This is a genomic window from Microbacterium sp. AC026 (genome assembly GCF_979258475.1).
The window spans coordinates 2,029,240-2,042,725 of the sequence record NZ_OZ409857.1; the positions used below are offsets into that span (position 1 = coordinate 2,029,240).

The following is a 13,486-nucleotide window of genomic DNA, read 5'->3' on the forward strand; positions in this document are numbered from 1 at the left end:
GCTCGGTGGAACGCGTAGAGCAGGGACGGTCGCGAATACCACCGTCCACGCGCCCTAGAAGATCTCCAGAGGGCGCGTCTGACAGGACTCCCCATGTGCCGTTCAACTCATCTGCCAGTTGGGAGACGAACCAACTGTGCGTATCGCCGCGTCGGCATTGCTCCGCTCTGAGCAAGAACGCGAGGACGACTAGAGCATCCTGCGCGTCGCGAAAGTTGCCTTCAGGGAGTTGATCGATCGATAGGTTCCAACCGCCCTCTTCGCCAGGGCTGGCAAACATGACTTGCTCAGCTGGCAACCGGCCGGCCAGCCACAGAATGCTCTGGTAGTGCCGCGCGACATCTGGACCAAAGAGCGCATATGCCTCCCTGAGCGTCCACCTTCCAGTGAGGAGCGCATCACTTGCGTAAGCAAGAAATCGAGCGGTCTTGGATACCGTGCCGCGCTGATGACGAGTCCACTCCCAGGAGTCTGCGAAGATCTTGTCTCTCTCACCCGATCGATAAGACTCGAGCCGACGCGTGTGTTCGGCGCGTTCTTCTGGAGTCGCCTCGTGATAATAGTGGCCCGAACCGAGCACAAACATGAGTGCGCGGTTCCACTCTGGGCGCATGTCCTCCCATTCGCGACGAATACCCAGCAGGAAGCTTTCCTTCTCTGTTCGGTGAGTGCCGCGCGCAACATAAAATGCGGCAAGCGCCACTAGGACGGTGGCTAGACCAACACCTGCCTGGACGAGAAGCTCCACGACTGCGAACTCGCTCGCCGGATTATCATTCACGCGGATAAAGCTATCGCCTAGACCCGCGAACGTCGACTCGCGATTGGGCCCCGAAATCATGCGGTCGTTCGGATCGCCTCGTGGACGCGCTTCGCGGTCTGATCCGCGGGCCATGAGCTTCAACGGCGTGGAGTCGTTGGCCGGTCGTTACGCCGCGCTCTTAAGCGCCAGGTTGAGCCAACCGATACCGGTTCGCGACCGCTCCCGAACCGAACTCACGGCGGTCGATGAGCTCGAGCCGGGTGCGTTCGCTCAGTCCGTCGAGGAGTCTCGGGCCGTGGCCGGCGATGATCGGATGCACCACGAAGGTGTACTCGTCGATGTGCCCCCACTCGGCGAGTGCCAGGGGAAGAGTCACCCCGCCGACAGACAGCCCCTCACCCGGCTGGTTCTTCAGCTCACGGACAGCCTCAGCCAGGTCACCCCGAACCAGCTCGGCGTTCCAGTCGACGGCATCCAGCGTGCTCGAGACGACGCGCTTCGGCACGCGGTCGATGGCCTCGGCGAACGGGATCTCCCACTCGCTCATCCAGTCGGGCCACTGACCGGATGCCGGGCGACGCCACGCGCCCTCCATCATCTCGTAGGTCGTTCGGCCGTAGATGACGGCATCCGCCCGCTGCATCTCGGCGGTCCAGAAGCCCATCAGCTCCTCGTCGGGAGCGACACCCGCCTCGTGGTGAACACACCCGTCGAGCGTGACGTTGATCGAATAGCGCAGTGGTCTCATCTAGCCGATCTCCTTCGATGCGGGCGGTGGATGGTACGGGGTGGGACTCAGAGTACCGACGGGCTGCCGCTGAGGTAACCGTGCTGTCGCCGAGGTGGCCGCCGCGAATATGGTGAACGCATGCCCTCCAGCCAGCCTCGCGTCATCTCCGTTCGGGGCGGTCGCGTACGTCCCACTGGGTCGTGGCTGTACGTCTGGCTCGACTCCGCCACGGGAGAGATCGTTCACGTGGGTGGCACAGGGTTCGATCCGGAGTTGCGGGCGCATCTGCATCTGACGGGCGACGACCCGCAGCTCGGACGAGTGCGTGTCACAGTGCCTCGATCCAATGAGCGCGACTTCGACGTCCTCGCCTTCGAGCTGAGTGAACGAATCGACCGGCCACGTGCGAAGGAAGCCCTCACCCTCCGCCTCCTGGACTCCTTCAACGAGGTCGAACACCGAGAGCAGCCGTCGAGCGAGACGAGCGAAGTCATCGATTCGACTGCTCAAGAGGTGGAGAAGTATGTGGACAGCTTGCCAGGGAGCACGGACGGCTGATTGCTCGTCGCCGCGAGCTCCACTGCGTCAGTGATCCACTTCAACCCCCTGTTCAGCACGCGTCAGTCGCCTAACCTGACCGGCATGTTGAAGATCGTGTCGATCGTGATCCGCGTGGACGACCTCCCAGCGCAGTCGCGCTTCTGGCAGGCGGCCCTCGACTATGTCGAGCGAGACCCGGCATCCGATGACTGGGTCGTGCTCAAGCCTCGCGATGCCGACGCTCCCTGCATCGCCCTCGACGCTCACCACTCCGAGCGGGTGCTGCCTCCGCGCATCCACCTCGACATCTATGCCGAGGATCAGGATGCCGAAGTGCGCCGCCTCACCGAGCTCGGCGCCAGCGAGGTGCATTGGGACAACCTGCCGGACGATGCCGACTACGTGATCATGGAGGACCCCGAGGGGAACCGGTTCTGCGTCGTGGACCGGCCGGACTGGGTGGGCTGGGAGCGCCCGACGGCGTGACGCGGCTTCTCGAGCTGTGATGCGACCAACCCCTGTGTGCCGTTGCTGCTCGGCGCCCTACCCGGACAGGCCATTGTCACGTTTCAGATTCGGCTGTTGCCGCCCGGCGATCCGAACCGATATACAGGTCGAGGCGCTCTGGGGGCGCCGGCGATTCGTCGCCTCATCGTCGAGGGGAACTCTCATGTCACAGCCGCCTGCCGCCTGGCATCCCGATCCGGAGAATCCGCATCAGCTGCGCTGGTGGGACGGCCATCGTTGGACCGCCTCGACCGCTCCGTCCCCGGCGGCTGTCGCGACGACGCAGATCGCGTCCGCCACCGCGCCGGCACCCGCACCCGCACCCGCGAAGCGCAAGACCGGTTGGCGCACTGCCGGGATCATCGTCGCCGCACTCGTCGTCGGCGGCGTGCTCGCCCGCCTGTCGCCGATCGCGATCCTGCTCGTCGCCACCGCCGTCGTCGGCATCGCTCTCTATGTCATGATCGCGCGCCCCTCCCGGCTCTAGGACTCCGGTCGCGGATGTCGGGCGTGATCGCCCTCGGCCTGGCCGCTCTGCTCGTCACCGGCGGCGGAATCGCGAGTGCCAGCAGCGGCACTGCCCCGACGGCATCCGAGCCTCAGACCTTCGCCGCGGTGACGACGTCGGCTCCGACGCCGACGCCGACGCCCACTCCCACGACGACGACGTTCGAGACCGCGACCGAAGAGGTGCCCGTGCCGTTCACGGCGACCACGGTCGACGACCCGCAGCTCGACCAGGGCGCCACGGCGCTCGTCGCCGCGGGCGTGAACGGCGTGAAGGTGATCACCTATCGCCTGACTCTGGTCGACGGCGTCGAGGTGTCGCGCGAGGTCGTCAGCGAGGCGATCTCCGTGCAGCCGGTGAACGAGGTCACGGCGATCGGAAGCAAAGCGCCGGCACCGGTCGCGGCTCCGGCGCCCGCTCCCGCCCCCGTGCCGCTCGTGCAGCAGGGTGGCGGAGGGTGCGACTCGAACTACACGGGAGCGTGTGTTCCGATCTCGAGCGACGTCGACTGCGCCGGCGGCAGCGGAGACGGACCCGGATATGTGCAGGGCCCCGTGCAGGTCGTCGGCTCGGACATCTACGACCTCGACCGCGACGGAGACGGCATCGCCTGCGACTGAGCGCTAGTCCACCGGGCCGAAGACCTCAGCCCAGGCCTCGAGGATCTCGCCGTCGAGCCCTGCCGCGTCCGACCCCGAGAGGGTCGTGACAGAGACCATTCGTCAGCGCCCGGAGTAGCGCTGCGCCGGTCGTCCCTCTTCCGCCAGCGCCTGTCGATGAGACGTCAAGGCCGACCGCACGGCCGTGTAGATCACGAGCCACAGGATCAGGATGCCGATCAGGAACCCGGCGACGTAGAAGAGGACGATGGTGAGGAAAGGATCCATGGCGTCAGGATAGCCACCGGGGTGCGCGGCGCCTCTAGCCCCGGCAGCTAGTCCCCGAGCTCCAGCGACCGATAGAAGTAGAACGCCCGCTCGCCGGAATCGGGGTCGACGCCACTGAATCCGTGCCGTTCGTAGAAGCGCATCGCCGCGGCATCCGATTCATCGACGTTGATCTCGATCGCCGCGACGCCGAGTTCCCGGCAGATCTCGACCATGTGCCGGAGGACCGCGCCGCCGACACCACCACCGCGGCGCGCGGGCTCGACGTACAGCTCATCGAGCAGCGCGACCGGCCCCTCCGACCACACATTCGGACGCAGGGTCACGAGCGCGAGACCGACCGCAGGATCACCGCCGAGCACTGCGAAAGTGGAGGTTCCGCCCAGCAGGGTCCGCAATCGCCCGGCGAGCACCTCGACCCCCGGAGTCTCGGTGTCGAACTCCGTGTTGAAGGCGTGCAGGAGTTCGGCGAGACGGGCGGCGTCGTGCGGGGTGGCTCGACGTGTGGCGGCGGTCATCGGATGCCTTTCTGGGGTCGAGGGCTTCGGCTCGGACGGACGGCGGCAGTTCCGCCGGTTCACAACTCCGGAAGAGCGAGCGGGCCGACGCATCGGTTCCCCGGGTTCCGGGGCCGAGCCGCCGGACGCACCCGCTTCTTCCGGAGTTGTGAACGTGAACCTCCGTGGGCCACGCTCGACGATCCGCGAGAAGGCGATCAGGCGCTGTCGGAATCCGCCTTCCGCGATCCGGCCTCGAGCACATCTCCGGCCGGCAGCTCCTGGTGCCCGCCGAACTGCAGACGCATCGCCGACAGCACCTGGTTGGCGAACTTGTCTTCATCGCGTGAGGCGAAGCGCTCGAACAGCGACGCCGCGAGCACCGGCACGGGCACGCCGACATCGACGGCGGCCTTGACCGTCCAGCGACCCTCGCCCGAATCGGAGACCCGGCCGGCCAGACCGTCGAGGTGCGGATTCTCGGCGAGCGCGGCAGCGGTCAGGTCGAGCAGCCACGACGAGATGACCGATCCGCGGCGCCACAGCTCGGCGACCTTCGACGTGTCGATCGGGAACTGGTAGAACTCCGGCTCTTCCAGCGGAGCGATCTCCGCCGAGTGCTCGGCCTCGCGCACCCCGGCATCCGCGTTGTGCAGCAGGTTCAGCCCCTCGGCGATCGACGCCATGATGCCGTACTCGATACCGTTGTGCACCATCTTCACGAAGTGCCCCGCACCCGACGGTCCGCAGTGCAGGTAGCCCTGCTCCTCGGGGGTGAGGTCTCCGGTGCGGCCCGGCGTGCGCTCGATCTCGCCGACACCCGGAGCGATCGTGCGCAGCACCGGCTCGATGCGCTGCACGGCCTCGTCGGGTCCGCCGACCATCAGGCAGTATCCGCGGTCGAGTCCGAACACCCCACCGCTCGTGCCGACATCGACATAGTGGATGCCGCGCTCGCGGAACGCCTTCGCCCGACGGACGTCGTCGCGGTAGTTCGAGTTGCCGCCGTCGATCAGGATGTCGCCCTCGTCGAGCACCTCCGCCGCCTGATCGGCCACCATGCCCGTGAGCGAGGCGGGCACCATCATCCACACGGCGCGCGGCGCCTCGAGCTTCGACGCCAGGTCGGCCATGCTGTCGGCGCCGGTGGCTCCCTCGGCGACCAGTGCCTGCACGGCGTCCGTGTTGACGTCATAGACCACGCATTCGTGCCCCGCCCGCATGAGGCGGCGCACGATGTTGGCGCCCATCCGGCCGAGTCCGATCATCGCCAGCTGCATGAGAATCCCTTCGTCTCAGCCCCGGTGGGCCGAGTCGGGGCAATCCTGGCACGGGTACTGATGACGCTCAATGGTGTTGCGGAGTGGCGTGGGGTCGTGCCGGGGTCGTGCGAAAGTGACCCCGCTCCCGGCTCGACTCCATGCGGGGTCAGTTGTGCACCCGAAACGGTGGTTTCGGATGCGGAAGTGACCCCGCTCGCGGTTCGACTCCATGCGGGGTCAGTTATGCACCCGAAACAGCGGTCTCGGATGCGGAAGTGACCCCGCTCGCGGCTCGACTCCAGGCGGGGCCAGTTGTGCACCCGAAGCGGTGCCCGCTCCCAGCATCCGGAGCCGCGCGCGAGCCCGGTGTCGCCGACGGGTGGAAGGATTGAGACATGACTTCCCCGCGTTCGACCAGATCACGCAAGACGACCTGCGCGCTGCGGGCAGCGTCAAATGGACGGCCTTCCCCGACACGATCGGCGCGTTCGTCGCCGAGATGGACTTCGGCCTCGCCCCCGCGATCACCGGCGCGGTGAAGGATGCCCTCGACCTCGGCGTGACCGGGTACCTGCCCGAGAAGCTCGCGAAGGACCTCTCGGCGGCCACGGCGCGCTGGTACTCCGACTCGTATGGGTGGGAGATCCCCGCCGAGCGCGTGCACCACGTGCCCGATGTGATCGCCGCCTTCGAGCTGGCGATCAAGCACTTCACCACCCCCGGCTCGGCCGTGATCGTGCCGACTCCTGCATACATGCCGTTCCTGCTGGTGCCGCCGATGCACGACCGTCGGGTCATCGAGGTGCCGAGCATCGAGGTCGACGGACGCTGGGTCATGGACCTGGATGCCGTCGCCCAGGCCTTCCGCGACGGCGGCGAGATGCTGGTGCTCTGCAACCCGCACAATCCGCTCGGCACCGTCGCGACCCGCGACGAGCTGCTCGCCATCGCGTCGGTCGTGACGGATGCCGGCGGACGCGTGTTCGCCGACGAGATCCACGCGCCCGTCGTCTACACCCCGGCCCGGCACATCCCCTACGCCTCGGTCTCGGATGCCGCCGCAGCCCACACCCTCACCGCGACCTCCGCCTCGAAGGCGTGGAACCTCGCGGGCCTCAAGTGCGCGCAGATCATCCTCTCGAACGACGCCGACGCCGAGCTCTGGGAGAGCCTGGGATTCTGGGCCGGACACGGCACATCGACGCTCGGCGTCATCGCGAACATCGCCGCTTACACCGGCGGGCGCGAATGGCTCGACGACGTGGTCGACTACCTCGACGGCAACCGGCGGACGCTGGCGCAGCTCGTCGACGAGAAGCTCCCCGGCGTGCGGATGGTCGTGCCGGAGGGCAGCTACATCGCCCTGCTCGACTTCCGCGAGACCGGGCTGACGGGCGATCTCGGCGAGTGGTTCCGCGAGCACGCCGGAGTCGCGATGACGGACGGCGCCGCATGCGGTGTGGCCGCGATCGGGTACACGCGATTCGTCTTCGCGATGCCCCGTCCGGTGCTGGTCGAGGCGGTCGAGCGGATCGCCTCGGCGCTGCGCGACCGAGGCTGAGCCGCAGTTCGGCCCGCCGACCCCGGCGCGTGCGGGGTCAATAACGCATCGGAACTCAGCGTTTCCGGTGCGTTTTTGACCACTCACCCGCCAGGAGATGCGGAACCGACCACGTATCCGCTGGGCAGCGTTCTGCTCCCACTCCCCAGGACGCCACGAGGAATACATATACTTATTCGCACGCAAGACAGCGCCGCAGGACGCGAATCCACCCGCTACTCACATAACTAAAGATATAAATAGATTTAATCTGCATTCCGGGCTACACTCGGCGATGTCGCCCAGAGCGGGGCGACCTCAGGTTCACCGAGGAGCATCGTGGCTCAGACCCATTCGGACTTCATCCATTCCGTCGCAGAGCGCGTACGAGCGCGGACGGACGAAGCGACAGCGGCGATGTTCGAGCGTTGCTTCGAGAACACCCTCGGCACGACCCTGCGCGAGATGCCGGACGGCACGCTGTTCATGCTGACGGGCGACATCCCCGCCATGTGGCTGCGCGACTCGACCGCCCAGCTCGGCCCCTATCTGCACTTCGCTGCGGAAGATCAGACGATCAGCGACATGATCACCGCGGTCTCGCGCCGACAGATCGAATACGTGCTGCTCGACCCCTACGCCAACGCCTTCAACGCCGAACCCGACGGCAGCGGACATCAGAGCGACCTCACGGAGCAGTCGCCGTGGATCTGGGAGCGCAAGTACGAGGTCGACTCCCTCTGCTACCCGGTTCAGTTGGCCTACGACCTGTGGACCACCACGGGACGCACCGACCACCTCGGCGACTCCTTCGCCCGCGCCGCCCGCACGATCATCGGGCTGTGGCGCACCGAGCAGGATCACGAAGCCCGATCGACCTACCGGTTCGAGCGCTTCGACTGCCCCTCGACCGACACGCTCGTGCGAGAGGGCCGCGGCAGCGAGACGGCGCCGACCGGCCTCACGTGGTCGGCGTTCCGCCCCAGCGACGACGCCTGCGAGTACGGCTACAACGTGCCGGGCAACATGTTCGCGGCGGTCGAGCTGCAGCACATCGAGACCATCGCGACCGAGGTGCTGCACGACCCCGATCTCGCGGCGAGCGCCCGCGACCTGCGTGCCGACATCCAGCGGGGCATCGAGCAGCACACGATCGTCGCGAGTCCATCGGGCGACGACATCTACGCCTATGAGGTCGACGGTCGTGGCGGCATCCTTCTTCTCGATGACGCGAACGTGCCCAGCTTGCTCTCGCTGCCGCTGATCGGCTGGTGCGGCACCGATGATCCGCTTTACCTCGCGACCCGAGCCTTCATCCTGAGCACCGCGAATCCGGTGTACTTCACCGGCATTCTCCCCTCGGGCACCGACGCGAGCGGACTCGGCAGCCCGCACACCCCTGTCGACCACGTCTGGCCGATCGGCCTCTGCATCGAAGCGCTGACCACCGACGACCGAGCCGAGAAGGAGCGCATCCTGCGGCTGCTGCTCGAGACGGATGCCGGGACCGGCCTCATGCACGAGTCATTCCTCGTCACGGATCCGACGGTGTTCACGCGCGAATGGTTCTCGTGGGCGAACGCGATGTTCTGCGAGCTGGTGCTCGACATGACAGGACTCCGCACAGTCGAACGGCGACCCGAGCCCCGCGCGCCCCTCACGGAAGCGCGGCCGGCATGAGCGCCCCGACCGCGGCTGCTCCGGCATCCGTCGACGAGCCGCTCCTGACGAGCGACCCGGAACCGCGCACGCGCCGCAAGTCGCGCAACCCCAGCGCAAAGCAGATGACGTGGAACGCCTGGCTGTTCCTTCTCGTACCGGGTGTCCTCTTCGTCGTCTTCATGGCGTTGCCGATCGTCATGGCGCTCGTGCTGAGCTTCACCGACTACGCGATCGTCGGCGACTTCGAATGGCTCGGACTGGAGAACTACTTCCAGATCGCGGTGGACCCGTTCTTCTGGATCGCACTGCGCAACACCGCCTATTACACGCTGCTCTACGTGCCGGCGGGACTCGTCGTCGCGCTCGGGACCGCCCTGCTGCTCAACCGCCGCCACCGCGCGGTGCGCCTGTTCCGCACGCTCTTCTACATCCCGGTCGTCGCCTCGACGGTGGCCACCGCGACGATCTGGTTCTGGATGCTGAACCCGCAGAACGGTCTGCTCAACGTGGCTCTCAGCTGGTTCGGCATCGACGGACCCGCGTGGCTCTACGAGTCGCAGTGGGCGATGATCGCGATCGTCATGATGAGCGTGTGGGCCGGGTTCGGCGCCAACATGATCATCTTCCTCGGCGGCCTGCAGGGAGTGCCCGGCGAACTCTATGAAGCGGCCCGCCTCGATGGCGCGAACGCCTGGCAGCAGTTCCGCTTTGTGACGCTGCCGTCGCTGACCCGCACGACATTCCTCGTATCGACCCTGCTCATCATCGGGGCCTTCCAGGTCTTCGACCAGGCCTATGTGCTGACCAAGGGCGGGCCGGGCAACTCGACCGTGACGATGGTCTATTACATCTACAACAAGGGCTTCGGCGCGCTCGAGATGGGCTACGCCTCGGCTCTGTCGTTCGTGCTCTTCCTGATCATCCTCGTGTTCTCGCTGCTGAACGCGAAGCTCAACAACCGGAAGGGCGCCTGATGACGAACACGCTCAGCGGTGGCCGTGCCATCGAGACCGCACTCGCCGCCGGCACCCCGGTCGCCCCGCCCCTGCCGTCGCGCCGCAAGCCGACCACGCGCAAGCGCGTCGCGACCGTCGGCTGGTACATCGGCGTCATCCTCATCAGCGTCGTCACCGTCGCCCCGCTCGTGTGGACGATCTCGACCTCGTTGAAGCCGGCCACCGAGATCCTCTCCGGTGCGCTCAACCTGATCCCCGCGAACGCGACGCTCGACAACTACCTGCAGGTGTTCGACGAGGTGCCGTTCGGTCGCTACTTCGTGAACTCGCTCGTGCTCGGCATCGGCGGCGCGGCGACGAACATCTTCTTCGGCGCTCTCGGCGGATACGCCCTCGCCAAGCTGCAGTTCAAGGGACGCGCTGCGGTCTTCGCGGTGTTCCTCTCGTCGCTCATGATCCCCGGCATCATCACGATGATCCCCTCGTTCCTGATCCTGCGCTCGATCCCGTTCGCCGGCGGCAATGACGTCTTCGGACAGGGCGGACTCGGCCTGATCAACACCTATTGGGCCGTCATCATCCCCGGTGCCGCCGGAGCCTTCGCGGTCTTCTTCATGAAGCAGTTCTTCGAGACGCTGCCAGACGAACTGGGCGAAGCCGCCCGCATCGACGGCGCGAGCGAGTTCCGCATCTTCGCGATCATCTACTTCCCGCTCGCGAAGGCGGGGCTCGCTGTGCTCGGAATCATCAGCTTCCAGGCCGGATGGAACAACTTCCTCTGGCCGCTGATCGTGCTCAACAGCCAGGACATGATGACCGTCCAGGTCGGCCTCGCCTCGTTCGTCAACAACTACGAGACCGCATACGGCCCCCTCATGGCCGGCACGGTGATCGCCAGCCTGCCCGTGCTGCTGGTGTTCCTCTTCGCACAGCGCTACATCATCGAGGGCGTCGCCCACGTCGGCTCGAAATAGCCCACCAGCCGTCCCTTCCCACCGCACGCATCCCACTCGTCACACCCACCACACCAAGGAGATTTCAATGAAGAAGCACCTGAGAATCCTGACCGTGTTCGCCACGGCATCCCTCGTCGTGACCGTCGCCGGCTGCGCGTCCGGCGGAGACGCCGGTGGCGGAGACGGCCCCGAACCCGTCGTCATGTGGGGCTCGTGGTCGGGCGACCAGGTCGACCAACTCGAAGCCCAGGCCGAGCGATTCAACGAGTCGCAGGACGACTATGAGGTCTCGTACGTGCCGCAGGAACTCGTCGAAGAGAAGCTGCTCACGTCGCTGGCCGGCGGTCAGGTTCCCGACGTCGTGCTCTGGGACCGCTATCAGACCTCGCTCTACGCCCCCAAGGGAGCGCTCGCCCCGATCGACGAGTTCATGGAGAAGGATGCCGTCGACACGAGCATCTTCTACGAGCCCGCGCTCGGCGAGATGGAGGTCGACGGCGAACTCTACGGACTGCCGCTGCTCGTCGACAACCGGTCGCTGCTGTTCAACCAGACCCTGCTGACGGATGCCGGAGTCGAGGCGCCGACCAACTGGGACGAGCTGAAGACCGCAGCCGAAGCCCTCACGGTGAAGGACGGCGGCAAGCTGACGCAGGCGGGTCTCGACCTCAGCGACCCCGGTCTGTTCAACATGTATCTCGCACAGGCGGGCGGCCAGCTGCTCAACGACGACGAGACCAAGACGGCGTTCAACAGCCCCGAGGGCCTCGAGGTGCTCAACTTCTGGCAGAGCCTGCTCGATGCCGGCGTCTACGAACAGGGCTTCGGCGACACCGGAGACTCTTTCGCCGAGAGCCGCACGGCGATGAAGCTCGACGGCCCGTGGGCGCTCTCGACGCTCGACCAGGTCGACGGTCTCGAGTACGGCGTCGTGGAGCCGCCGGCCGGGCCGAACGGCGACAAGGGCGCGTACATGGGCGGCTTCGGACTCGTCATCCCTGAGGGTGCGAAGAACGCCGAAGGCGCATGGGAGTTCATGAAGTGGTGGACGACGGAGGCCGAGAACGGCGTCGCATTCGGCGAGATCTCGGGCTGGATCCCCGCGAACATCGACGCTGCCAACGACCCGTTCTTCACCGAAGACGAGCACTACGCCGCCTTCATCGAGACGATGAACTACGCCCAGACCCGCCCCAACGTGCAGGGCTTCTCCGACGTCGAGGGCAAGGCACTCGTGCCCGCGCTCGAGCGCTTCCTGTCCGGCGAGATCTCGGCCGAGCAGGCCCTGAAGGATGCCCAGGAGCAGGGCGACCAGCTGCTCGAGCAGAACCGCTGAGCCGGCGCCCTCCCTCTGTTTACGAATCGACCTCAGGAAAAGGACACATGATCAGCACTTCCGCGCAGACCTGGTCGGCCCGTGCCGACATCGCGCAGCAGAGCCTCGACCACTTCTTCGGTGCCCCCGGCATCCAGTTCCTCGCGAACAGCCACCCGCGCGACCGCGGCAACACCGAGGTCTTCAACTACTGGTGGTTGGCCCACGTGATCGACGCCCGCGTGGACGCGTGGCTGCGAACCTCGGACGACGCCTGGATCGATCGGGCGGTCGCCGCCCGCGACAATATCGTGGAACGCAACGGCGAGCAGCTGTTCAATGACTACTTCGATGACATGCTGTGGTTCGCCCTCGCACTCGAGCGGGTGCACCGGGCGACCGGCGAGCAGCGATACCTCGACGAGGCGGTCGCCATCTGGGATCACGTCATCGCCGAGGGCTGGAACGAGACGCTCGGCTGGAGCCTCGCGTGGCGCAAGCAGCAGCTCGCGTACAAGAACACTCCGGCGAACGGACCTCTCGTGATCCTCGGGGTGCGGCTGAGTCGTCTCGACTCGACACGCGACTACCTGTCGTATGCACGGCGGGCCTTCGACTGGCTGACCGCGACTCTTGTCGGCGACGACGGCTTCGTCGAAGACGGCATTAACCGCACGGGCGACGGCACCGTCGACACACAGTGGCGCTTCACCTACAACCAGGGGCTCTACGTCGGCGCCGCAGTCGAACTCTTCGGCGCGACCGGTGACGACGCGTTCCTGCAGCGGGCCGTGCAGACGGCGACCACCGCCGTGCGGGAGCTGAGCGACGGAACCGTCTTCCCTGACGAAGGTGACGGCGGCGACGAAGGCCTGTTCAAGGGTGTCTACTACCGCTACCTCGGGGAACTGCTCGGGGTGCTCGCGGGGGTGGAATCGTATGAGGTGGAGCGGGTCGAGCTCGAGCAGTTCCTGCGCACCGGAACCGATGCGTTGTGGCAGAACGGGGTGGTCGACGGGTACTTGCGACCCGGCAATGACTGGTCGCAGCCGCCGGTGGAGTGGATCCCCTACTCGACCATGGTCAGCGCGATCTTCGCCGTCGAGCAGCGGGCACGACTCGATGCCCGAGAGGCCGGTACAGCTGATGTGGGCGGAGCGGCTGCGGCGGGTGCGGGCGTCGCAGCGGTGAGTTCGGCGAGCGTGGCGCGCTGACGGCATCCGATCTGAGACCATCTCGGTGATCCGCCCGTGAGCTTCGGCCTGCGGGCGGATCTTCTCGTCTGGGACGGGGCGGTCCTCCGCGTCGGCGATCCACAACTCTGGAGATCCGGGCAGGATTCACCCCGAATGGCTCGATTCAA

General features: G+C 66.5%; 13 protein-coding genes. 9 read left to right on the top strand and 4 right to left on the bottom strand.

The annotated features are described in order from the left end of the window. Positions 1–941 precede the first annotated feature (941 nt). Positions 942–1,511, bottom strand: a complete 570-nt coding sequence (locus ACZZ93_RS10040) for a dihydrofolate reductase family protein (protein WP_463511005.1) — start codon at positions 1,509–1,511, stop codon at positions 942–944. 624 nt (positions 1,512–2,135) lie between these two features. On the opposite strand from ACZZ93_RS10040, the gene ACZZ93_RS10045 reads away from it, so the two are divergent. The 3 genes from ACZZ93_RS10045 to ACZZ93_RS10055 all read left to right on the top strand — a co-directional run bounded on the left by ACZZ93_RS10045 (position 2,136) and on the right by ACZZ93_RS10055 (position 3,668). After that, a complete protein-coding gene (locus ACZZ93_RS10045; RefSeq protein WP_463511006.1) occupies positions 2,136–2,519 on the top strand; it encodes a VOC family protein in 384 nt (127 codons plus the stop codon). A gap of 184 nt (positions 2,520–2,703) precedes the next feature. Beyond that, positions 2,704–3,027: a DUF2510 domain-containing protein gene (locus ACZZ93_RS10050; RefSeq protein WP_463511007.1), complete on the top strand. Its 324-nt coding sequence runs from the start codon at positions 2,704–2,706 to the stop codon at positions 3,025–3,027. Between the two features lie 23 nt (positions 3,028–3,050). Continuing rightward, a complete protein-coding gene (locus tag ACZZ93_RS10055; RefSeq protein ID WP_463511008.1) occupies positions 3,051–3,668 on the top strand; it encodes a G5 domain-containing protein in 618 nt (205 codons plus the stop codon). 102 nt (positions 3,669–3,770) lie between these two features. On the opposite strand, the gene ACZZ93_RS10060 is transcribed toward ACZZ93_RS10055, so the two are convergent. The 3 genes from ACZZ93_RS10060 to gnd all read right to left on the bottom strand — a co-directional run bounded on the left by ACZZ93_RS10060 (position 3,771) and on the right by gnd (position 5,712). Further along, positions 3,771–3,935, bottom strand: a complete 165-nt coding sequence (locus ACZZ93_RS10060; protein ID WP_157534255.1) for a hypothetical protein — start codon at positions 3,933–3,935, stop codon at positions 3,771–3,773. Positions 3,936–3,982: 47 nt separating this feature from the next. Then, positions 3,983–4,453, bottom strand: coding sequence for a GNAT family N-acetyltransferase (locus ACZZ93_RS10065; RefSeq protein WP_463511009.1), 471 nt, complete (start codon positions 4,451–4,453; stop codon positions 3,983–3,985). A gap of 197 nt (positions 4,454–4,650) precedes the next feature. Then, a complete protein-coding gene (gene gnd / locus ACZZ93_RS10070) occupies positions 4,651–5,712 on the bottom strand; it encodes a phosphogluconate dehydrogenase (NAD(+)-dependent, decarboxylating) (RefSeq protein ID WP_053098398.1) in 1,062 nt (353 codons plus the stop codon). A 370-nt stretch (positions 5,713–6,082) separates the two neighbouring features. On the opposite strand from gnd, the gene ACZZ93_RS10075 reads away from it, so the two are divergent. The 6 genes from ACZZ93_RS10075 (at position 6,083) to ACZZ93_RS10100 (ending at position 13,337) form a co-directional block, all read left to right on the top strand. Beyond that, positions 6,083–7,255 (top strand): MalY/PatB family protein, encoded by a 1,173-nt coding sequence (locus ACZZ93_RS10075; RefSeq protein ID WP_463511010.1) that lies wholly within the window; start codon positions 6,083–6,085, stop codon positions 7,253–7,255. A 318-nt stretch (positions 7,256–7,573) separates the two neighbouring features. Beyond that, a complete protein-coding gene (locus tag ACZZ93_RS10080; RefSeq protein WP_463511011.1) occupies positions 7,574–8,914 on the top strand; it encodes a glycoside hydrolase family 125 protein in 1,341 nt (446 codons plus the stop codon). Continuing rightward, positions 8,911–9,870 carry a carbohydrate ABC transporter permease gene (locus tag ACZZ93_RS10085; RefSeq protein ID WP_463511012.1) on the top strand — a complete coding sequence of 320 codons (960 nt, stop codon included), beginning with the start codon at positions 8,911–8,913 and terminating at the stop codon, positions 9,868–9,870. Before ACZZ93_RS10080 ends, ACZZ93_RS10085 begins: the two co-directional genes overlap by 4 nt. Then, on the top strand, positions 9,870–10,826 hold the full coding sequence (locus ACZZ93_RS10090) for a carbohydrate ABC transporter permease (protein WP_463511013.1): 957 nt from the start codon (positions 9,870–9,872) through the stop codon (positions 10,824–10,826). The genes ACZZ93_RS10085 and ACZZ93_RS10090 overlap by 1 nt, the downstream gene beginning before the upstream one ends. Positions 10,827–10,893: 67 nt before the next feature. After that, entirely contained in the window at positions 10,894–12,144 is a 1,251-nt protein-coding gene (locus tag ACZZ93_RS10095) for an ABC transporter substrate-binding protein (RefSeq protein ID WP_463511014.1), read from the top strand. 47 nt (positions 12,145–12,191) lie between these two features. After that, positions 12,192–13,337, top strand: coding sequence for a glycoside hydrolase family 76 protein (locus ACZZ93_RS10100; protein ID WP_463511015.1), 1,146 nt, complete (start codon positions 12,192–12,194; stop codon positions 13,335–13,337). Positions 13,338–13,486 lie beyond the last annotated feature (149 nt).